The 20940-nt window shown below is 38.8% G+C and carries 13 protein-coding genes, 13 tRNA genes, 1 rRNA gene and 1 riboswitch; of the genes, 25 read left to right on the top strand and 2 right to left on the bottom strand.

The window, feature by feature from the left end; translation table 11 throughout:
• Positions 1-98: 98 nt before the first annotated feature.
• The 3 genes from V1L66_RS21835 (at position 99) to thiC (ending at position 5333) form a co-directional block, all read left to right on the top strand.
• On the top strand, positions 99-2198 hold the full coding sequence (locus tag V1L66_RS21835; protein WP_333006770.1) for a methyl-accepting chemotaxis protein: 2100 nt from the start codon (positions 99-101) through the stop codon (positions 2196-2198).
• Between the two features lie 111 nt (positions 2199-2309).
• A complete protein-coding gene (locus V1L66_RS21830; protein ID WP_036075967.1) occupies positions 2310-3239 on the top strand; it encodes an AEC family transporter in 930 nt (309 codons plus the stop codon).
• Positions 3240-3299: 60 nt separating this feature from the next.
• A riboswitch (TPP riboswitch) is annotated at positions 3300-3414 on the top strand.
• A 140-nt stretch (positions 3415-3554) separates the two neighbouring features.
• Positions 3555-5333: a phosphomethylpyrimidine synthase ThiC gene (gene thiC, locus V1L66_RS21825; protein WP_036075969.1), complete on the top strand. Its 1779-nt coding sequence runs from the start codon at positions 3555-3557 to the stop codon at positions 5331-5333.
• A 121-nt stretch (positions 5334-5454) separates the two neighbouring features.
• On the opposite strand, the gene V1L66_RS21820 is transcribed toward thiC, so the two are convergent.
• Together V1L66_RS21820 and V1L66_RS21815 are read right to left on the bottom strand one after the other, a co-directional pair.
• Positions 5455-6960: a catalase gene (locus tag V1L66_RS21820; RefSeq protein ID WP_333006766.1), complete on the bottom strand. Its 1506-nt coding sequence runs from the start codon at positions 6958-6960 to the stop codon at positions 5455-5457.
• A 297-nt stretch (positions 6961-7257) separates the two neighbouring features.
• Positions 7258-8712 carry a helix-turn-helix domain-containing protein gene (locus tag V1L66_RS21815; RefSeq protein WP_333006764.1) on the bottom strand — a complete coding sequence of 485 codons (1455 nt, stop codon included), beginning with the start codon at positions 8710-8712 and terminating at the stop codon, positions 7258-7260.
• Positions 8713-9002: 290 nt separating this feature from the next.
• Here V1L66_RS21815 and hutH point away from each other — a divergent pair, with 290 nt between their 5' ends.
• From hutH to V1L66_RS21705, 22 genes are all read left to right on the top strand, one after another.
• Positions 9003-10508, top strand: a complete 1506-nt coding sequence (gene hutH / locus V1L66_RS21810) for a histidine ammonia-lyase (protein ID WP_176408527.1) — start codon at positions 9003-9005, stop codon at positions 10506-10508.
• A gap of 165 nt (positions 10509-10673) precedes the next feature.
• On the top strand, positions 10674-12344 hold the full coding sequence (gene hutU / locus V1L66_RS21805) for a urocanate hydratase (RefSeq protein WP_036075973.1): 1671 nt from the start codon (positions 10674-10676) through the stop codon (positions 12342-12344).
• Positions 12341-13618, top strand: a complete 1278-nt coding sequence (hutI, locus tag V1L66_RS21800; RefSeq protein ID WP_036075975.1) for an imidazolonepropionase — start codon at positions 12341-12343, stop codon at positions 13616-13618. Before hutU ends, hutI begins: the two co-directional genes overlap by 4 nt.
• A 152-nt stretch (positions 13619-13770) precedes the next feature.
• A complete protein-coding gene (locus V1L66_RS21795; protein ID WP_036075977.1) occupies positions 13771-14571 on the top strand; it encodes an NUDIX domain-containing protein in 801 nt (266 codons plus the stop codon).
• Between the two features lie 81 nt (positions 14572-14652).
• Complete coding sequence (locus tag V1L66_RS21790) at positions 14653-15207, top strand: isochorismatase family cysteine hydrolase (RefSeq protein WP_333006762.1); 555 nt, start codon at positions 14653-14655, stop codon at positions 15205-15207.
• A gap of 19 nt (positions 15208-15226) precedes the next feature.
• A complete protein-coding gene (locus tag V1L66_RS21785; RefSeq protein WP_333006760.1) occupies positions 15227-16696 on the top strand; it encodes a nicotinate phosphoribosyltransferase in 1470 nt (489 codons plus the stop codon).
• A gap of 12 nt (positions 16697-16708) precedes the next feature.
• Complete coding sequence (gene nadD / locus V1L66_RS21780; protein ID WP_036075981.1) at positions 16709-17323, top strand: nicotinate-nucleotide adenylyltransferase; 615 nt, start codon at positions 16709-16711, stop codon at positions 17321-17323.
• A 170-nt stretch (positions 17324-17493) separates the two neighbouring features.
• Positions 17494-19347 carry an SLC13 family permease gene (locus tag V1L66_RS21775; RefSeq protein ID WP_333006757.1) on the top strand — a complete coding sequence of 618 codons (1854 nt, stop codon included), beginning with the start codon at positions 17494-17496 and terminating at the stop codon, positions 19345-19347.
• Between the two features lie 294 nt (positions 19348-19641).
• Positions 19642-19757: ribosomal RNA gene (rrf, locus tag V1L66_RS21770) — 5S ribosomal RNA — on the top strand.
• Between the two features lie 11 nt (positions 19758-19768).
• Positions 19769-19844 (top strand) — tRNA-Val (locus V1L66_RS21765).
• A 4-nt stretch (positions 19845-19848) separates the two neighbouring features.
• Positions 19849-19924 (top strand) — tRNA-Asp (locus V1L66_RS21760).
• A gap of 8 nt (positions 19925-19932) precedes the next feature.
• Positions 19933-20008, top strand: a tRNA-Thr gene (locus V1L66_RS21755).
• A 7-nt stretch (positions 20009-20015) separates the two neighbouring features.
• A tRNA-Tyr gene (locus tag V1L66_RS21750) sits at positions 20016-20099 on the top strand.
• 4 nt (positions 20100-20103) lie between these two features.
• Positions 20104-20177 (top strand) — tRNA-Trp (locus tag V1L66_RS21745).
• Between the two features lie 48 nt (positions 20178-20225).
• Positions 20226-20301, top strand: a tRNA-His gene (locus V1L66_RS21740).
• 9 nt (positions 20302-20310) lie between these two features.
• A tRNA-Gln gene (locus tag V1L66_RS21735) sits at positions 20311-20385 on the top strand.
• 16 nt (positions 20386-20401) lie between these two features.
• A tRNA-Lys gene (locus V1L66_RS21730) sits at positions 20402-20474 on the top strand.
• A gap of 18 nt (positions 20475-20492) precedes the next feature.
• A tRNA-Arg gene (locus tag V1L66_RS21725) sits at positions 20493-20569 on the top strand.
• Between the two features lie 15 nt (positions 20570-20584).
• Positions 20585-20661: transfer RNA gene (locus V1L66_RS21720), tRNA-Pro, on the top strand.
• Positions 20662-20676: 15 nt separating this feature from the next.
• Positions 20677-20752: transfer RNA gene (locus tag V1L66_RS21715), tRNA-Ala, on the top strand.
• Positions 20753-20765: 13 nt separating this feature from the next.
• A tRNA-Ser gene (locus tag V1L66_RS21710) sits at positions 20766-20858 on the top strand.
• 5 nt (positions 20859-20863) lie between these two features.
• Positions 20864-20939, top strand: a tRNA-Phe gene (locus V1L66_RS21705).
• Position 20940 lies beyond the last annotated feature (1 nt).

Genomic DNA, 20940 nt, shown 5'->3' with positions numbered 1-20940 from the left:
TCTATAATTTTGTAAGTTTTCTACTTTATTTGCTAAATAATTTATTGTGATACAATCATCCATCCATTATTATTAGTATAAAAGTGGGGGTGTTAGTAATGAAAAAATCAAGAGGAATTGCCTTAAAACTTTCTTCCCTTATAATAGGATTATTTCTCATTTTATTTTTATCCTATACTGTCATAACGGGGATTATTATAAAAAAGCAAAGTGTTGAAGACGCAGAGCATGGAACATTGCAAACAGCTGAATCCTCTGCAGCTATTATGAGTGAACGCTTTAAGAAAGCCAATACGACATTACAAACAACAAAGCGTATCATAGAAAGCATGGAGAAGAATAATACGTTGTCTACCAAAGGTGTTATAGACATAATGGAAAATAATTTAGCTAACAATAATGACATTCTTGGGGTAGGAGCAATCTTTGAGCAGAATTCTATTATTCTTGAACCAACTGAGGCTGCTTTAATAGATACTAACAAGCGTTTTATACCTTATTTAAGTAAGAACGGAAATGATATCACGACTGCTCAAATCGAAGGTATTGATGATAAGAGTGTTTCTGAGTGGTATTGGGTACCAAAAGAAGACAGACGTGCAGTTTTGACGGAGCCCTATGATTATAATGTAAATGGGCAATCTGTATTAATGACAACGATTTCGGTGCCATTAATCAATGCTTCTGGAGCATTTTTCGGTGTATTGACAGCGGATGTATCAATAGACTTTTTAAATGATTTAACAAAATCGAACGCCCCAGCAGGCGGTTACGCAGCAATTATTACGAATAAAGGTGTGCTAACAGCTAACAGTTTTGGTGAAGAGCTTGTTGGGCGCAATATGCAAGAGGATCCTACTTGGACAAGTATTAGTAAGACAATGGAAAATGGTGAACTAACAAGTATGTACGCTGATTCTAATCAGCTGAAGGAAAAGGCATATAATGTTTTTGCTCCAATGATTTTAGAGGGCATTGACGAAACTTGGACTGTTCAAGTCGTGTTAGCTGAATCAAAGATCCTAGAGACATATAATCATGTATTTGTATTTACGATTATTGCTTCTATTATTATGGTCATTTTGATGACAGTTGCAAGTGTGTTATTCATCTTTAAACAGTTAAAGCCACTTAAATTTTTACGTACATCGATTGAAACGGCAGCCGAAGGGGATTTAACACAAAAGGTAGAGGAGAAATATATTAAGCCTGATGAAATTGGAGCAGTGGCTGTGGCCTATAATAATATGTTGGATAAAACCAATAGTGCAATTCAAACCGTTCTAAATTCTACGAGGTTATTGAACCAATCTTCTAATCAGGTAAATGAGGCATTTAATGAGGTAGTTGCTTCTAGTCAGGAGGTTTCGGTAGCTATCAACGAAATTGCACAGGGAGCTTCGAAGCAATCAGAGGATACAGAAGAAACAAATTATCGGATGATGGATTTATCTGATCAGATTGATGCCATTACGTCCCTTTCCAATGAAATGGATGAGCTATCTCATAAAACAGGTGTAACAACGGAAAAAGGATTGCATGAGGTTGAAAGTTTAAGAGTGCGTAATATGGAGACAAATGAGATGAATGGGCGTATCCAGCAGCAAATAGAATCATTAGCTTCTAATATTGCCAATATTAATCAGATCATTGCTTCGATCCAAAGCATTACCGAGCAGACTAATCTGCTAGCTTTAAATGCAAGTATTGAGGCAGCACGTGCTGGTGAACATGGTAAAGGATTTGCTGTAGTAGCAGAGGAAGTTAGAAAGCTAGCAGAACAATCTAAGAATGAAACAGAAATTATTAAGAGTACGGTAGAAAGCATTCTTGAAAATTCTCAGCAAACGGTTGCTGTTATTGCATCTAATGCAGATTTAATGCAATCACAAAATGAGTCAGTACAAAGCACGCAACTAGCATTTAAAGATAGCAGTGACTTGTCAGGTTCAATTGCCAATTCTATTAGTGAATTAATGAATAAATTATCTAGTATGTTAGAGCATAAAAATCAGGCAATCATGGCTATCCAAAGCATTTCGGCTATTTCAGAGCAAACAGCAGCCTCTGCGGAACAAGTAAGTGCTTCCGCAATGGATCAACAAGCAGAATTACAAAAAGTAGCAGAGTCTATTCAAAATATGAACGATATTTCAAACGAGCTACAAGAGGTTGTAAATCGATTTAAGCTTGCTTAAAGGGAAAGGCTGCCTTCGTTATAGAGGCAGTCTTCTTTTATTGTGAAAGTCAGAGAAATTGACCTAGAAGGAATTCGACACTACTATTAACACTGGAAGGGGGACATTGATATGATGTATCTCGGAATGATTTTCTTTCAAATTGTTGTACCTATTTTAGTGTTACTTGTAATAGGCGCTATACTACAAAAGAAATTTCGCTTTAATTTAAAAGCATTATCTCAGCTTATTACATATTGCTTTATGCCAGCAGCTGTTTTTGTAAATTTATATGAAACGCATGTAGAGTTATCTGTACTGGGAGAGGTCGGATTATTTATTGTACTCTTTATCGGTAGTCAAATGATACTCAGTCATTTTATGGCGAAAGGGCTCGGTTTAGCTAGAACAGAGGCAGCTGTCTTTAAAAATAGTGTGGTGCTTATTAACTCAGGTAATTATGGTATTCCGGTGGCTCAAATGATTTTTGCCACGCAACCTATTGGAGTAGCCATTCAGGTCATGCTCGTAATCTTTCAAAATATGACTACGTATACATATGGTTTATACAATTTAATTTCTTCTACAAAATCGGGTATGACAATCATTAAGGATTTCTTTAAAATGCCCATTATTCATGCGCTGATTATAGGTGTCGCTATGAACTATTTTGATATCGGTATACCACAATTTATCAAAATACCTGTAGAACATGTGGCAGATGGATTTATTGCTGTGGCATTAATTACATTAGGTGCGCAATTATCACAACTAGAGATGAAATCAATGTTTAATAAAACTGTCTTTATCAGCTGTTTTACGCGATTAATTATTGGACCATCAGTTGCATTAGCCATTATTTATGTATTGGGATTAGATGGAGTCGTCGCACAATCACTGTTTATAGCTAGTGCCTTTCCAACATCTCGTAATAGTTCTAGTCTAGCATTAGAATATGATGTAGAATCTGCAACAGCAGCGCAAGCAGTTTTATTTTCAACAATTGTAAGCTGTATAACTGTAACCATTGTGATATATTTTGCGGAAGTATTATTTACCTAGAAAGATAAAAAATAACTTCCATCTCTTAGTATTATCTGCTACACTAGCATCAAACTAAATAGTATTAACTAGGGGAGTCTGATGAGTCAGGCTGAGAGGGAAACGCTACGAAGTTTCTTGACCCTTTGGACCTGATCTGGCTCATACCAGCGTGGGAAAGTTAAGAAGCTATTGCAGAGTATGCAATCAATAGACCTTTACATTCGTGGCCGGATCCAAATAATTATTTTGGATTCGGCCTTTATTTTTTAGATTGTTGGGGTGAGCTAGAATCGGTCCTTATATCAAAATAAATTTAAGGGAGAGAAGTAGCTCATGTCAGCAATTAGTGAAAAGAATATGACCATTATGTCCAGCTTTGAGGGAAGCAAAAAAGTATATGTGGAAGGATCACGCCCAGATATTCTAGTACCTATGCGAGAAATTGCATTAAGTCCGACAACAGGCAGTTTTGGAAATGAAGAAAATCCTCCTATTCGAGTATATGATACGAGTGGACCCTATACAGATCCAGCCTACCAAGTAGATATTACGAAAGGTTTACCTGCCTTACGAAATACATGGATTCAAGAGCGAGGGGATGTAGAAGTATATGAGGGACGCGCCGTTAAACCAGAGGATAATGGCTTTCGTCGTGCAGATGACCCACGTAATCATGAAAATATCTTTCCTGGATTAGCAAGAAAGCCTTTACGTGCTAAAAAGGGTAAAAATGTGACACAGCTTCATTATGCACGAAATGGGATTATAACGCCTGAAATGGAGTTTGTAGCGATTCGCGAAAATGTGGAACCTGAATTTGTCCGTTCAGAAATTGCAGCGGGGCGTGCTATAATGCCTTCTAATATTAATCACCCTGAGGCAGAGCCGATGATTATTGGACGTAATTTCCACGTGAAGATCAATGCTAATATTGGGAATTCTGCTGTAACTTCTTCCATTGCGGAAGAAGTTGAGAAAATGACCTGGGCAACACGATGGGGTGCAGATAATATTATGGATTTATCGACTGGTAAACATATTCATACAACAAGAGAATGGATTATTCGAAATGCTGCAGTGCCAGTGGGAACAGTGCCAATTTATCAGGCTTTAGAAAAGGTAAATGGTGTAGCAGAGGATTTAACGTGGGAGGTTTATCGTGATACCCTCATTGAACAAGCTGAGCAGGGTGTGGATTACTTCACCATTCATGCAGGCGTCCTTTTACGCTATGTACCACTTACAGCAAATCGTGTAACAGGCATTGTATCTCGTGGGGGCTCTATCATGGCACAGTGGTGTTTATATCATCATCAAGAGAATTTCCTGTATACACACTTTGAGGAAATCTGTGAAATTATGAAAGCCTATGATGTTGCTTTTTCCTTAGGTGATGGTTTACGCCCAGGCTCAATTGCAGATGCCAATGATGAGGCACAATTTGCAGAGCTTGAAACATTAGGTGAGCTAACGCAAATTGCTTGGAAGCATGATGTTCAGGTGATGGTTGAAGGGCCGGGTCATGTACCAATGCATCTGATTAAAGAAAATATGGACAAACAATTAGAGGTTTGTAAGGAAGCGCCCTTCTATACATTGGGACCACTCACAACAGATATTGCTCCAGGTTATGACCACATTACCTCAGCCATTGGAGCAGCGATGATCGGATGGTTTGGTACAGCGATGCTTTGTTATGTGACACCGAAAGAGCATCTTGGTTTACCGAATCGTGAGGACGTTCGTGTGGGCGTTATCACTTATAAAATTGCTGCACATGCTGCTGATTTAGCAAAAGGCCATCCAGGTGCACAACAACGAGACGATGCACTGTCTAAAGCGCGCTTTGAGTTCCGTTGGCGTGATCAATTCAATTTGTCACTAGATCCCGAGCGTGCAGTGGAATATCATGATGAGACACTCCCAGCGGAGGGAGCAAAAACAGCACACTTTTGTTCTATGTGTGGGCCTAAATTCTGTAGTATGAGAATTTCACAGGATATTCGTAATTATGCTAAAGATAAGGATTTAAATACGACTGAAGCGATCCATCAAGGTATGAAGGAAAAGGCTGAGGAGTTTAAAAAAGCAGGCAGCCAAATTTACCAATAATGAAAGAAAAGGCTTATGTCAAAATATAGACATAGGCCTTTTCTTTATCAAAAAACTCCATGTGAATAGTGGATTCACATGGAGTATAAGTTGGATTTGGATATCAATAATTAAGTGGATATTAAACGTTTGTTGGTTGTTTTACATATGGGTTTGTAAGGTCCATACCTTCTAATGAAAGACCCATCGCTTTTGCTACACCTTCACCATATGCTGGGTCGGCTAGATAGCAGTGAAGGATGTGACGGCGTTTGATAAATTCTTCAACAGAAGCCATATCATTCGCTGTATTTTCAAATAAGCGTTGTTGCTCTTCCGCAGTCAATAGACGGAATAGTTTACCTGGTTGCTCAAAGTAATTATTATCGTCTTCACGGAAATCATGAATACCTACATGACCATCAATGCGTAATTCAGGCTCTTTATGATCTAAATTATGCTCCCACTCGCCATAGCTATTTGGTTCATAGCTTAATGTCGAACCAAGATTGCCATCAAAGCGCATTGCTCCATCGCGGTGGAAAGTACGGAATGGACATTTTGGTGCGTTGACAGGAAGCATATAGTGGTTTACACCAAGACGATAGCGTTGTGCATCCGCATATGCAAAGATACGACCTTGTAGCATTTTATCTGGTGAGAAGCTGATGCCAGGAACAATGTTAGATGGTGCAAATGCAGCTTGTTCAACTTCTGCAAAGTAGTTGTCCGGGTTTTTGTTTAACTCGAACTCACCTACAGGAATTAATGGGAAGTCTTTTTTATACCATACCTTTGTTAAATCAAATGGGTTGTATGGTAGCTCACGCGCTTGCTCCTCTGTCATTACCTGAATGTACATTTTCCATTTAGGGAAATCGCCTTTTTCAATGGCTTCATATAAATCACGTTGTGAAGATTCACGGTCTTGACCAATAATCTCATTAGCCTCAGCACCAGTTAGGTTCTTAATGCCTTGCTCTGTACGGAAGTGGAATTTAACCCACACACGCTCATTATTAGCATTGATAAAGCTATACGTATGAGAACCAAATCCGTGCATATTGCGGTAACCAGCTGGAATACCACGGTCAGACATAACAATTGTCACTTGATGAAGTGCTTCAGGTAATGAAGTCCAGAAATCCCAGTTAGAGTTGGCATTTTTCATATTTGTACGTGGGTCACGTTTTACCACGTGGTTTAAATCTGTAAAGTGTAATGGGTCGCGGAAGAAGAATACAGGTGTATTGTTCCCTACTAAATCCCAGTTTCCATCTTCTGTATAGAATTTAAGGGCAAAGCCACGAATATCTCGCTCTGCATCTGCTGCACCACGCTCACCAGCTACTGTAGAGAAACGTGCGAACATTTCAGTTTTCTTGCCGATCTCTGAGAAGATTTTCGCTTTTGTATATTGTGAAATATCATGCGTTACAGTAAAAGTACCAAATGCACCAGAGCCTTTTGCGTGCATACGACGTTCTGGAATTACTTCACGATTGAAATTTGCTAATTTTTCAACTAACCATACATCTTGAAGTAAAAGAGGGCCACGTGGACCTGCTGACATAGAGTCATGGTTACTTACTACTGGAGCACCACCTGCTGTTGTAAATCGACGGCTACGATCATTTGCGTTTGTCATATTAGTTTACCTCCTGAAAAAAATGTGAGTCAAACTCTTCGTCTATAACTATAACAAATATAAAATAGAATTGCTAGTACATTATAATAATTATCGTTAAAGAATTTTTATATTTAAGTACAAACTATAAATATATGCGCTAGACATGCGAATTATACATAGTTTTTAGCTTTAATTTATTTTATTTAATCTCAATTTTATAGATAATTGTCACATTAAGATCAAGATAATGACAGTATGATAAAAATCTTTATTGAAAATAAAATGAACTAATTGAAAATTATTTTAATCAATCTTTTAATTTTTTCTATATCGGTTAGGCGTAATACCAATTTGTTGCTTAAATAATTTTATGAAATAATTTGGGTCATCAAAACCGTTTAAATGAGCGATTTCACTAATAGCAAAATCTGTTTCTAGCAGCATTTTTGTGGCGTGATGAATTCTTACTTGCTGTAAATAGCGCTTAAATGGCAAGCCTTGTTTTTTTGAGAAAATCGTACTTAAATAATTGGGGCTTATTCCAAGCTTATGAGCGACAAAGGGAAGAGACAGTGCGCTATCTTTAAATTGTTGATCAATTACTTCTATAGCTAGTTCAACATAGTCAGCTCGTTTCTCTATTCTAGCTTCCCTTGCTAACTCAATTAATGTCTGCGTGAAAGAAATAATCCCATTGAGTATTGTATAAAATATAGGATGCTCAATGATTAAGTGAAATAGCTGACGGTAGTTTTGTTCGATAACCGCTTTTTCATGTAATTTATATTTCAGCATAAAGCGTCTAATTTGTGCTAAGACACTCGTCAGATGAATGCGTAAATCATCTTGCTCATAATATATGCCTTCATTAGAAAGCCGATATAAAAATGTTTTAACGGCCTCTAGGTTTCCATCTTCCAAACTACTTATTAGTAATTGTTGTTCTTCTGGTGTTAGTAAGGGGTCAAAGGGCTGAGTCTCATATTGTTTGCTCGCATAAAAAATATGGCCAAAGCCTTCGTAAAAACTTTGATGTAGTGCACGCTTTGTTAATGTATACATATTTTTAATGGTTGTAGGTGTTCCATCATATATCCCAATATTTAAAGAACTATTACTAATCACACGCCATTCCTTCATAAGTGTACGTACATCTTTTTCTACAATCCTTATATCATTTGTTTGAAAAAGACATACGATGCTATTAGATAGAGGATATGTTTTCATATGGAAGTGAATCGGTGTTTGTTGAAGCCAATTGTAAAGCTTATTGAAGGTTTCTGTATGCTCGGGTTCAATCATTGTGAAATGTATCGTTGTCTCAATTGAACTAGATTTACTATCTAAAAATAATTGATTATAAAAGGAATCATTTGTAGCCTCCTGCGCATCTTCTGTAACCTGTGGTGTGCGAAGAGAAATGGCTGTGAGTTTTTTCTTTAATAGCTCTAAATCAATAGGCTTCACAAAAAGATGTGCTACCTGTAAATCAATAGCCTTCAGTGCATTTTTAAATAATGGTTCTGTTGTCATTGCTAAAATGGCGCCGGAAAGCTTTTGTAAATCGCGATGAAGAGCAGCTAAGCGATTATTGGGAAATAAATCGATATTTAACAGTATGGCGTCTGGTTCAAATTGTCGAATGCTTTGAGACACCTCTGAAATACTTGTACACATTTCAATAAAAACATCCCCTGGGAAATATGTATGTAAAAACCATTTTATTCCTGCTAGATCGGTTGGATCGCGATCAATTAATAACAGCCTCATACCATCAGCCTTTCTTAAAATATTCTAGTTTCATATAAAAGTACGATTATATTAATAAAAATAACATAGTAATCTGAAAAAAGTCTTGTTTTCTCTATTAAAATTCTCTATATTCTGAAAAAGGTAGTTAGTACAATGTAAATAGAGTAATTGATCATCAGCAGAAGCCAACGTTTGTTATGAAAACGCTTAATAAGTTTGATACTGATGTTTTTATATTACGAAAATATGAATGAAGAGAATTTATTTACATAGCCATATAGGGAATAGGGGGATGTCATGTGAAGTCAATCATCGAGCTTGATGGCAATACATTAACAAGACAACAAATTGAGGAAATCGTGAAGGGGCAAGCAACAGTTGCACTTGCTACAGAGAGTTTAGAACGTATTCGTTTAAGTAGAGAGCGTATCGAAAAGCGTTTAGCTGAAGGACAAACAATTTATGGTGTGAATACAGGGTTTGGTAAACTCAGCAATATAAAAATTGAAGAAGAAGACATTGAGCTACTGCAGTTAAATTTATTACGATCAGATGCAACAGGTGTTGGTGAACCATTCCCAACAGATGTTGTACGTGCAATGATGGTGTTACGTGCCAATGCTTTAGCCAGAGGATTTTCTGGCATTCGTGAGGAAACTGTCCAACTACTATTGAATTTTATTAATAAAGGTGTTCACCCAATTGTTCCGTCACAAGGTTCGGTTGGAGCAAGTGGTGATTTAGCGCCTTTATCACATTTGGCATTAGTGTTAGTGGGAGAAGGAAAGGCTGAGTTTAACGGAGAAATCATGAGTGGTAGTGAGGCGCTAAAACAAGCTGGATTAACCCCTGTTAGACTTCAAGCTAAAGAGGGGCTAGCATTAGTTAACGGTACACAAGCTATGACGGGTATAGGTGTATTAACGGTCAATGAAGCTGAACGAATTGGTCTTGCAGCGGATATGGCTGCTAGCTTAACACTGGAAGCTTTAAAGGGGATTACCTCAGCATTTGATCCAGCACTTTTAGCAGTAAGACCACATCCAGAGTTAGAACTTGTGGGAGGGCGTATTCGTAAGTGGCTCGATGGTAGTAAACGTGTGACAAAGCAGGGTGAAATTCGCATGCAGGATGCTTATTCATTACGTTGTATACCGCAAGTACATGGAGCTTCTTGGCAGTCATTTTTCTATGCACAGGATCGTGTTCAAACTGAAATGAATGCAACAACTGATAATCCAATCGTTTTAGAAAGCGGGGAGGTATTATCGGGTGGGCATTTCCATGGACAGCCAATAGCCTTAGCAATGGACTTTTTGAAAATAGGTGTATGTGAATGGGCCAATATTTCAGAACGCCGTACAGAACGTATGGTAAACCCTCAACTTAATGAAGGGCTACCACCATTCCTAGCAACAAACCCTGGGATTGAATGTGGACTTATGATTGCTCAATATACAGCAGCCTCTATTGTCTCAGAAAATAAAGTTTTAGCACATCCTTCTAGTGTGGATTCTATTCCTACATCAGGTAACCAAGAGGATCATGTAAGTATGGGAACAACTTCGGCACGTCAAGTACGTCAAATTGTTCACAACGCTGCTCGCGTTCTAGCAATCGAATTAATTTGTGCATCACAGGCTATTCATTTAGACAAGGCAGAAGAGCAATTGTCTCCTACTACAAGTAAATTCTTAAAGAAAGTGCGTGAATTTTGTCCACCATTACTAGCCGATCAACCAATTGGCGATGAAATTGAAGCATTGGCGAAATATTTACTGTCAAGTAATGATTTAGTAAATGAGTATGTGTAAAATGGATTGAATTTTGATATGAAAAAGCAAAGGCATGGCTCGGTTATCCACCGAGTAGCCTCTGCTTTGAAAATATTTATATATAGCAGTCTGAATATTCAGTTATTGATAGTCGCAGACAGCAACACTCACATTACTTTTAATAGGAAAAGGAGCGTGTTTTTAATGGTATTTAAGACAGATATTCGTGCACCACGTGGAAATGAACTAACATGTAAGGGATGGACACAGGAAGCAGCAATGCGTATGTTAATGAACAATCTTGACCCAGAGGTGGCGGAGAATCCAGATGAACTGATTGTTTATGGGGGTATTGGCAAGGCTGCTCGTAACTGGGAAAGCTATGAACAAATCATTGCATCTTTGAAAGAATTAGAGAATGATGAGACTCTTTTAATCCAATCTGGAAAGCCAGTAGCCGTATTCCGTACACATGAGCATTCCCCTCGAGTGTTGATTGCCAATTCAAACCTTGTACCAGCATGGGCAAATTGGGATCACTTTTATGAATTAGAAGAAAGAGATTTAATGATGTATGGTCAAATGACTGCTGGGAGCTGGATTTATATTGGTGCTCAAGGTATTTTACAAGGCACTTATCTGTCCTTTGTAGAAGCAGGCAAAAAGGTATTTGGCACTGCTGATTTACGTGGTAAATTCATCCTTACAGGTGGTATGGGCGGAATGAGTGGGGCACAGCCATTAGCAGGGAAAATGGCAGGTGCTGTAATCTTAGTTGTTGAAGTGGATCGTGCTCGCATTGAACGTAAAATCAAAGAAGGCTACTGTGATTATATTGTAGAAACTGTAGATGAAGCGATTGCATTAGTTAATAAATTACGTGACCAAAATGAGCCAGCATCCATTGGTCTTGTTGGTAACTGTGCTGATGTTAATCGTGAGCTGTTGAATCGTGGAATTATTCCAGATTTTGTGACAGACCAAACATCTGCACATGATCCGATTAATGGCTATGTACCAAATGGCATGACCTTTGAAGAAGCGCTAAAACTTCGCAAAGAGGATGTAAAAACATATGAGCGTAAAGCAAAAGAAACAATGGCAGAGCATGTTCGTACAATGCTAGAGTTCCAAGAGGCAGGCGCAGAAGTATTTGATTATGGGAATAACATTCGCGCCTATGCCAAAGAAATGGGTGTGACAAATGCCTTTGATTTCCCAGGCTTTGTACCAGCGTATATTCGTCCGTTATTCTGTGAAGGAAAGGGCCCATTCCGTTGGGCAGCGCTTTCAGGAAATCCTGAGGACATTTATAAAACAGATGCACTGGCGAAAGAGATGTTCGCTGAAGATGAGGGTCTTGTCAATTGGATTGATATGGCACAAAAAATGGTGAAATGGCAAGGGTTACCTGCACGCATTTGCTGGTTAGGCTATGGTGATCGTCATCGTTTTGCATTAAAGGTAAATGAAATGGTTGCAAATGGTGAATTATCAGCACCGATTGTCTTTGGTCGTGATCACTTAGATTCAGGTTCTGTAGCATCACCAAATCGTGAAACAGAAGGGATGCTAGATGGTTCGGATGCGGTATCGGATTGGCCGATTTTAAATGCTCTTGTTAATACTGCTAGTGGTGCAAGCTGGGTAAGCGTACACCATGGTGGTGGTGTAGGAATGGGTTATTCACAGCATGCAGGTCAAGTCTTAGTAGCAGATGGATCAGAGCTTGCTGCTGAAAAAATTGCACGTGTATTAGTTTCAGACCCTGGAATGGGTGTTGCTCGTCATGCTGATGCAGGCTACGATATTGCTATCAATACAGCAAAAAACAAAGGTGTCCATATACCAATGTTAAAGGGTGATGCGAAGTGACCATTCTAATAAAAAATGCAAATGAAGTAATTACCTTGAAAAGTAATGCACAAGGACCACGTACAAAAGAACAAATGCAGGAAATTGCAGTAATAGAAAATGGCAGTGTTCTAATTGAGGAAGAGCGTATTGTAGCAGTAGGAGCTTATGAGCAACTAAAAGCCGACTTCCCAGAAATAATTAAGAAAGCAGAAACGATTGATGCTACTGGTAAGATTGTTATGCCTGGCTTAGTGGATTGTCATACACATTTAGTGCATGGTGGAACACGTGAGCATGAGTTTAATATGAGACTAAATGGTTCTACCTATATGGAAATTATGAATGCAGGCGGCGGCATTCATGCTACAACAAAGCGTACACGAGAAACAAGCTTTGATGAATTATATGAAAAGACGATGCAGCATTTAGATGTATTTTTAAAGCATGGCATAACAACAGTTGAAGCAAAATCAGGCTATGGCTTGGACTGGGAAACGGAAAAGAAACAGCTAGAAGTCGCAAAAGAATTACAAGCTGCACATCATATTGATGTCATCAGCACGTTTATGGGAGCCCATGCAGTTCCTCATGATTATAAGGGGCGTGAGGATGAATTTGTGGATGTTGTGGTCCAAGAGATGCTGCCAAAAGTAGCGGAACTAGAGTTGGCTGAATTTAATGACGTATTTTGTGAAAAAGGCGTCTTTACACCCGAACAATCCCGACGCATTTTAGAGGCTGGAAAAGCACTTGGCTTAACACCGAAAATACATGCGGATGAAATCGAGCCGTATCAAGGCGCCGAGCTTGCTGCCGAAGTAGGGGCCATTTCGGCAGAGCATTTGTTAGTTGCTTCTGATGAGGGGATTCGAAAAATGGCTGAAGCGGGTACGATTGCTGTATTGCTGCCAGGTACCGCATTCTTTTTACGTGCACCTTACGCAAGAGGGCGGCTTATGATTGACGAGGGAGTACCTGTAGCGATATCAACAGACTTTAATCCTGGATCATCCCCGACAATGAGTCTACCTTTTATTATGAATTTAGCTTGTATGCATATGGGTATGACATTGGAGGAAGTGTTAACGGCAACAACAATTAATGCGGCATATGCACTGAATCGAGGAGAGCAAGTTGGTTCCCTTGAAGCACATAAAAAAGCGGATGTACTGATCCTTGATGTAGAGAACTACAAGCAGCTGCAATACTTCTACGGTATGAACCATACACATACAGTAATCAAAAATGGGCAAGTTGTTGTACAAAACGGAATTCTGCTGAAAGATCAATAATAAGAATGGGCATAAATAAGGCAGAGTTGCTTTATTTATGCTTTTTTTATAAATCAGTTGCAAAAGCTTTGAAGAAAGATTATAATTTTAATAAATAGTAATTAGTGAATTACAAATTACTAGAACCTTGGAATTATAGAAGGGGTTATACAATGACAAAATTCCGTACTGAAGAAGAAGTGCTTGCACATTATGATTCTTCAAAATATCAAACACCTGATGGATATACCGCAGATATTGCCATTTTTACAATTACCTCAGAGAAAACAGAGGATAAGGCACCGCCAAACATGACGCTAAAGATTATGTTGATTAAGCGTGCTATTAAGGATGCTGAAGGTAATCCCAATATTGAAGGAGGGAAATGGGCACTTCCAGGAGGCTTTGTAGATGCCAATCAAAAAGAAACGGCCTTCATGGCAGCAAAGAGAGAATTAAAAGAAGAGACAAATGTAGAAGGTTTACATGTTCAACATTTTGGTGTTTATGATGAGATCGATCGAGATCCACGTGGTTGGATGATTTCGAATGCATTTTATGCCATTGTTCCTGAGACATATATTGAGCAACGTCAAGCGAATGATGATGCAGACGATGTAGAACTGTTTGATATAGAAAGTGTATTTACGCTTCCATTAGCTTTCGATCACCGAAAAATCATTTCCGATGCGTTGCATTTTATTAAAAGGGATATGATACAGACAACTGTTGCTAAAAACTTTTTACCACAAGAGTTTACATTGTCAGAGTTGCAACGAGTACTTCTAACAGTTGGAGAAGATCCACGAATCTCTAATGATTCTGTATTCTTTACAAAAGCACCGAAATTACCCTTTATCGAAAAAGCATTGGATGAAGAAGGTAAACCAAAGAAAACGAAACGAAATTCATTTAGGCCTTCACAACTTTATACATTCAATGATTTTGAAATCGTGGAGTCCATTTATCATTAGGAAAGAGCTTTCTTTCCTGATTATTTTAAAGAATGTAATTTGTAATTTAAAAATTACTAATTAAAAAATAGGAGTGATGAAATGATGAAAAAGCGTGCATTAATTAATATTGATTATACAGTGGATTTTGTTGCGACGGATGGGGCTCTTACTTGTGGAGAACCTGGGCAGCTGCTCGAACATGCAAATGTTGATTTAACAAAGGAGTTTATTAAGAGTGGTGATTTTACTGTATTTGCGGTAGATGTTCATGAAAAGGGAGATGTTTATCATCCAGAAACTAAGCTATTCCCACCTCATAATATTCGTAATACAGAAGGTAGAGAGTTATATGGTGCATTAAACTCATTATATGAAGAAAATAAAGACCAAGATCACGTCTATTACATTGATAAAACGCGTTATTCTGCTTTTGCAGGAACAGATTTAGAATTGAAATTGCGTGAAAGAGGAATTACTGAGCTACATTTAATCGGCGTTTGTACAGATATCTGTGTTCTTCATACAGCAGTAGATGCTTATAATAAAGGGTTCGATATCGTCATTCATAAAAATGCTGTCGCATCCTTTAATCAAGCTGGACATGAGTGGGCATTAAATCATTTCGAGCATACTCTAGGTGCCACTATTATTTGACATGAATGGAGGAGGAAATATGAAATATGTAGATGATAGTTTCATGTTACACACAGACCTATACCAAATTAATATGGTTCAAACGTATTGGCAAGATGGTGTTCATCAACGTAAAGCTGTTTTCGAACTATATTTTAGAAAGCTTCCATTTGGCAATGGCTATGGAGTTTTCGCTGGATTGAAAAAAGTGATTGAGTTTATTAATAACTTTGGTTTCTCTCAAAGTGATATTCAATATTTACGAGAAGAGGGGAAGTATCCTGAGGAATTTCTTGAATACCTAAAAGAACTTAAATTTACAGGGACAATTAAAGGGATGAGAGAGGGAGAACTTGTCTTTGCTAACGAGCCTATCCTGCGAATTGAGGCACCATTAGCCGAAGCCCAATTAATTGAAACGCCGTTGTTAAATATCGTTAATTACCAAACCCTGATTGCGACAAAAGCTTCACGTATCAAGCAAGTGACGGGTGAGGATGTTGTAATGGAATTTGGAACCCGCCGTGCACATGAATTTGATGCTGCTATTTGGGGAACTCGTGCTGCTTATATAGGTGGATTCTCTGCAACAAGCAATGTAAGAGCAGGAAAATTATTCGGTATTCCTGTGTCAGGAACACATGCCCATGCGATGATTCAAACCTATCGAGATGAATATACTGCGTTTAAAAAATACGCAGCAGCACATAAAGACTGTGTTTTTCTAGTAGATACTTATGACACACTACGTTCTGGTGTTCCTAATGCTATCCGCGTAGCGAAGGAGCTAGGGAATCACATTAATTTTATTGGTATCCGTTTAGACAGTGGAGATTTAGCCTATCTCTCAAAACAAGCAAGGAAAATGCTAGATGAAGCAGGATTTACAGCAGCTAAAATAATGGCTTCGAATGACTTGGATGAATATACAATCATGCATTTAAAGTCGCAAGGAGCGCAAATTGATGCTTGGGGAATCGGAACTAAGCTGATTACAGCCTATGATCAAGCAGCTCTTGGTGGAGTATATAAATTAGTTGCGATAGAAAACGAAAGTGGAGAACTGGTTGATACCATTAAAATTTCAGCAAATCCTGAGAAAGTGACTACACCTGGACGTAAACGCGTTTACCGTATTATTAATGCAGAGAATGGTCATGCTGAAGGAGATTATATTGCGTTAGATAATGAAAACATACAGCAAGAAGAAAGATTGAAAATGTTCCACCCTATTCATACGTATATTAGTAAATTTGTTACAAATTTTACGGCAAAAGAGTTACATGAAAGTATCGTAGAAAACGGAAATATTGTTTATAAGGAGCCAACTATTCAAGAAACACAAAAATATGTAAAGGAAAACTTACATTTATTGTGGTGCGAATATAAGCGAACAATGAATCCTGAAGAATATCCAGTCGATTTAAGTCAAGCATGTTGGGACAATAAAATGGCATGCATACAGGCGATAAAAGAAAAGGTCTCACAACGATTTAAAAGAAAATTGTAGGAGGTAGAGACGATGGCGAGAATAGGCATTTATGGTTCATCATTTGATCCTATTACCAATGTCCATCTTTGGACAGCAAGCACTGTCGCACATCGGTGTAAGTTAGATAAGGTTATTTTTTTGCCTTGTTCAAATAAACGCAAAGATAAAACCATCAAAACAGCTGATACACATCGTTGGAATATGCTTCAGTTAGCCATAGCTAAGGACGATCGTTTTATTGCAGATTCCTATGAGATGGATCAAGAAGGCTGGAATATTTACACATATGACACCATGAAATACTTTAGAGAGAAGAACCCAGAGGATGAGATACATTTTATTATGGGTGCTGATTTATTAGTGGATATTGGTGCAGGGCTATGGAAAAAGGGTGACGCATTAGTAGCGGAGAATAAATTTATTGTAATGGCACGACATGGCATCGATATGCTATCAACCATTAGTCGTTCCCCCATTTTAAGAAATAATGATGATGGAAGATTTCACCTTATCGATAAAGGGCTAGCGATGGAAATTAGCTCTACCTATATTCGAGAAGAATTTGCAATGGGGGGAGAACCAAGATACCTCTTGCCTACTGCTTGTTACAACTATATTAAAGAACATCATCTTTATCAAAAATAAAATAGTGGAGCTACAATTATAAGTGTGGATGACTACCACACTTATTTTAATTTTGAAAAGATGGTGAATTTTATCATATAGGGCTCAGCGTAAGCTATAATAAAAATAGCAATGGTATACAATTTTTTTGCTGTCAATAATTAATAATGATTAATGTTAGAAAGGAATTCATGAATGTGCAGCTTACATTAACATTTCTTATTTTAGGAGCAACAATTTTCGCATTTGTGACCGATAAAATACGAGCAGATCTTGTAGCAATTGTGTCACTTTTAGCATTTGTCATTATGGACATTTTAACGCCCGCGGAGGCATTAGCTGGTTTTTCAAACTCTGTAGTTTTAATGATTGCAGGGTTATTTGTCGTGGGTGCAGGGATTTTACGAACTGGCCTAGCAGGCATGGCGGGGCAACTCTTACTAAAATGGTCAGGCAATAGTGAGCTCAAGTTATTTGTGCTACTTCTTATTATTGTAGGATCGGTCGGTGCATTTATGAGTAATACAGGTACTGTCGCCTTAATGATGCCAATCGTTGTAAGTATAGCGATTAGTATGAAAGTAAGTCCTTCTAAATTTCTACTACCGCTCTCCTATGTGGCAAGTCTTTCAGGTTTGATGACACTGATTGCGTCACCAACCAATTTAATTGTCAGTCAGTTATTAGTTGATCGAGGCTATAATAAACTTGGCTTTTTTGAAGTGACTCCTATTGGCATCGTGGGGATGATTGCTGGCATTACTTATTTAGTACTTGTAAGAAATATTTTATTACCAAATGATCAAAACCGCACACAAAGCAATGAAGGCTATAAACTTTCGCCCAAAAAAATTATTAAACAATATGATTTAAATAATCGTCTATTTAAAATCTCTGTTCCTGAGGAGTCGCCTATTATTGAAACATCGTTAGCGGAATTAAAACTACCAGCTAAGTATATGCTCTGTATGATGAAAATTCACCGTAAATCTCAGGAGGGTATTAATTTATTACCGATGACTTATCAAGAAATGGCAGGACCAACTAGTGTCATTCATGCCAAGGATGAGTTATATGTTCAAGGAGAAATAGAGGATATTCATCGTTTTGTTGAGGATTATCATCTTGAGATGCAAGGATTAGTTGAAGGGGAAGCCGATGAATTAGTATCGAAGCATCTGGGTATTGCTGAGGTATTGCTTACCCCTAATTCGAGCTTTATCAATGAAACGGTTAGCTCCCTCGGTTTCAGAGAAAAATACAATCTAAATATCATTGGTATTAATCGCAAGGGTGGTTATAAACTTCAGGATATGGTATCTCACAAATTAAAATTTGGAGACGCAATATTAGTACAGGGAGCATGGGATGAAATTCTTTTGTTAGCAAGAGAAACACAGGATGTCGTGGTTGTAGGCCAGCCGAAAGAACACGCAAGTGTGGCAGCGGCTACAGGCAAAGCTGGAATTGCGGGGATTATTATGTTATTCATGATTATTTTGATGGCATTTGAAATTTTTCCTGCTGTAATCTCTGTGATGATTGGTGCCGTACTGATGATTTTAACAGGTTGCTTGAGAAACATGGAAGATGCCTATAGCAATATGAATTTTGAAAGTATTGTGTTAGTGGCTGCTATGTTACCAATGGCGACAGCGTTAGAAAAAACAGGAGGCATGACCATTTTATCTGATGGTATTATTAATGCTTTAGGTGGTTTCGGACCATATGGTGTACTCATAGGGATTTACATTTTGACAGCCATTTTTGGTCAATTCATTAGTAATACGGCAACGGCAGTATTGTTTGCCCCCATTGCCATGAGTGCTGCCATTGCCATTGAGGTTAGTCCCACAACATTTATGATTGCAGTCGCAGTCGCAGCAAGTATGGCGTTTGCTACGCCAATTGCTTCCCCCACGAATGCACTGGTAATGACGGCAGGGGGCTATAAATTTATGGATTTTGTAAGAATAGGGATACCGTTACAAATTATTATGTTTATTGTGATGATGATAGCCATCCCGTTCTTTTTCCCATTTTAAAAACTCGGTTTCTCTACCGAGTTTTTTTGTTTTTTTAAAGATCTATTATTTTTTTGTAGGAAATTATGATAAAATTATTTTCTAGTTCATGGTCTAACATTGAACTAGCTTGTGATTAGTTTTTATAGTTATTAATATAGGAAGTTTTCCGTTGATAATAAAAAAAATAAAGTTTTTTATTAAAAAGTGTTGACCTTTTAAAAATAAGGGTGTAGTATTATACAAGTCGCCAGGGTGACACGCTAAAACAAAGCAAAACTAGTTTTGAAAGAATAAGTCTTTCAGCTGAATAAGTGAAGTGATGATGGCAAAGAGGTCACACCCGTTCCCATACCGAACACGGAAGTTAAGCTCTTTAGCGCCGATGGTAGTTGGGGGCTTCCCCCTGTGAGAGTAGGACGTCGCTTCGCTTATTTTTTGTGGAGGATTAGCTCAGCTGGGAGAGCACCTGCCTTACAAGCAGGGGGTCGGCGGTTCGAGCCCGTCATCCTCCACCATTTTGGTCCCGTGGTGTAGCGGTTAACATGCCTGCCTGTCACGCAGGAGATCGCCGGTTCGATCCCGGTCGGGACCGCCATTATTATTGCCGGTGTAGCTCAGTTGGTAGAGCAACTGACTTGTAATCAGTAGGTCGTGGGTTCGACTCCTATCGCCGGCACCATTCCCTTGGAGGGGTAGCGAAGTGGCTAAACGCGGCGGACTGTAAATCCGCTCCTTAGGGTTCGGCGGTTCGAATCCGTCCCCCTCCACCATTTTAGGGGCATAGTTCAACGGTAGAATAGAGGTCTCCAAAACCTTTGGTGTGGGTTCGATTCCTACTGCCCCTGCCAGGTATTGAGGTACTCGTTCATATACAGCTATTATAAATTTATATAGTGGCGATTGTGGCGAAGTGGTTAACGCATCGGATTGTGGTTCCGACATTCGTGGGTTCGATTCCCATCAGTCGCCCCATTTTAACATTGGGGTATAGCCAAGCGGTAAGGCAACGGATTTTGATTCCGTCATGCCTAGGTTCGAATCCTAGTACCCCAGCCATTTTTTCTTTTTTTATGAGCCATTAGCTCAGTTGGTAGAGCATCTGACTTTTAATCAGAGGGTCGAAGGTTCGAGTCCTTCATGGCTCATCATTTTTTAATTAATATGCGCCCGTAGCTCAATTGGATAGAGCGTCTGACTACGGATCAGAAGGTTATGGGTTCGACTCCTGTCGGGCGCGCCAATAAATTCATGTTTACGGAATGTAGCTCAGCTTGGTAGAGCACTTGGTTTGGGACCAAGGGGTCGTAGGTTCGAATCCTGTCATTCCGACCATCTTTCATGATAAATGGGGCCTTAGCTCAGCTGGGAGAGCGCCTGCCTTGCACGCAGGAGGTCAGCGGTTCGATCCCGCTAGGCTCCACCATTTTAATATTTTTGGAGGTATACCCAAGTCTGGCTGAAGGGATCGGTCTTGAAAACCGACAGGCGGGTAACACCGCGCGGGGGTTCGAATCCCTCTACCTCCTCCATTTTCGGGTCAGTAGCTCAGTTGGTAGAGCATTAGATTGAAGCTCTAAGTGTCGGCGGTTCGATTCCGTCCTGACCCACCAT

Origin of the sequence: Lysinibacillus sp. IITD104, from assembly GCF_036698265.2 — a bacterium.
Lineage (GTDB): Bacteria > Bacillota > Bacilli > Bacillales_A > Planococcaceae > Lysinibacillus > Lysinibacillus boronitolerans.
The sequence above is the reverse complement of the archived record's forward strand: the minus strand, read 5'-3'. Positions and strand labels throughout refer to the sequence as shown.

Excerpts from the sequence above, each read along its gene's own strand:
- V1L66_RS21835 (WP_333006770.1), top strand. The coding sequence starts at position 99 with ATGAAAAAATCAAGAGGAATTGCCTTAAAACTTTCTTCCCTTATAATA.
- V1L66_RS21830 (WP_036075967.1), top strand. The coding sequence starts at position 2,310 with ATGATGTATCTCGGAATGATTTTCTTTCAAATTGTTGTACCTATTTTA.
- thiC (WP_036075969.1), top strand. The coding sequence starts at position 3,555 with ATGTCAGCAATTAGTGAAAAGAATATGACCATTATGTCCAGCTTTGAG.
- V1L66_RS21820 (WP_333006766.1), bottom strand. The coding sequence starts at position 6,960 with ATGACAAACGCAAATGATCGTAGCCGTCGATTTACAACAGCAGGTGGT.
- V1L66_RS21815 (WP_333006764.1), bottom strand. The coding sequence starts at position 8,712 with ATGAGGCTGTTATTAATTGATCGCGATCCAACCGATCTAGCAGGAATA.
- hutU (WP_036075973.1), top strand. The coding sequence starts at position 10,674 with ATGGTATTTAAGACAGATATTCGTGCACCACGTGGAAATGAACTAACA.
- V1L66_RS21795 (WP_036075977.1), top strand. The coding sequence starts at position 13,771 with ATGACAAAATTCCGTACTGAAGAAGAAGTGCTTGCACATTATGATTCT.
- V1L66_RS21790 (WP_333006762.1), top strand. The coding sequence starts at position 14,653 with ATGATGAAAAAGCGTGCATTAATTAATATTGATTATACAGTGGATTTT.
- V1L66_RS21785 (WP_333006760.1), top strand. The coding sequence starts at position 15,227 with ATGAAATATGTAGATGATAGTTTCATGTTACACACAGACCTATACCAA.
- nadD (WP_036075981.1), top strand. The coding sequence starts at position 16,709 with ATGGCGAGAATAGGCATTTATGGTTCATCATTTGATCCTATTACCAAT.
- V1L66_RS21775 (WP_333006757.1), top strand. The coding sequence starts at position 17,494 with ATGAATGTGCAGCTTACATTAACATTTCTTATTTTAGGAGCAACAATT.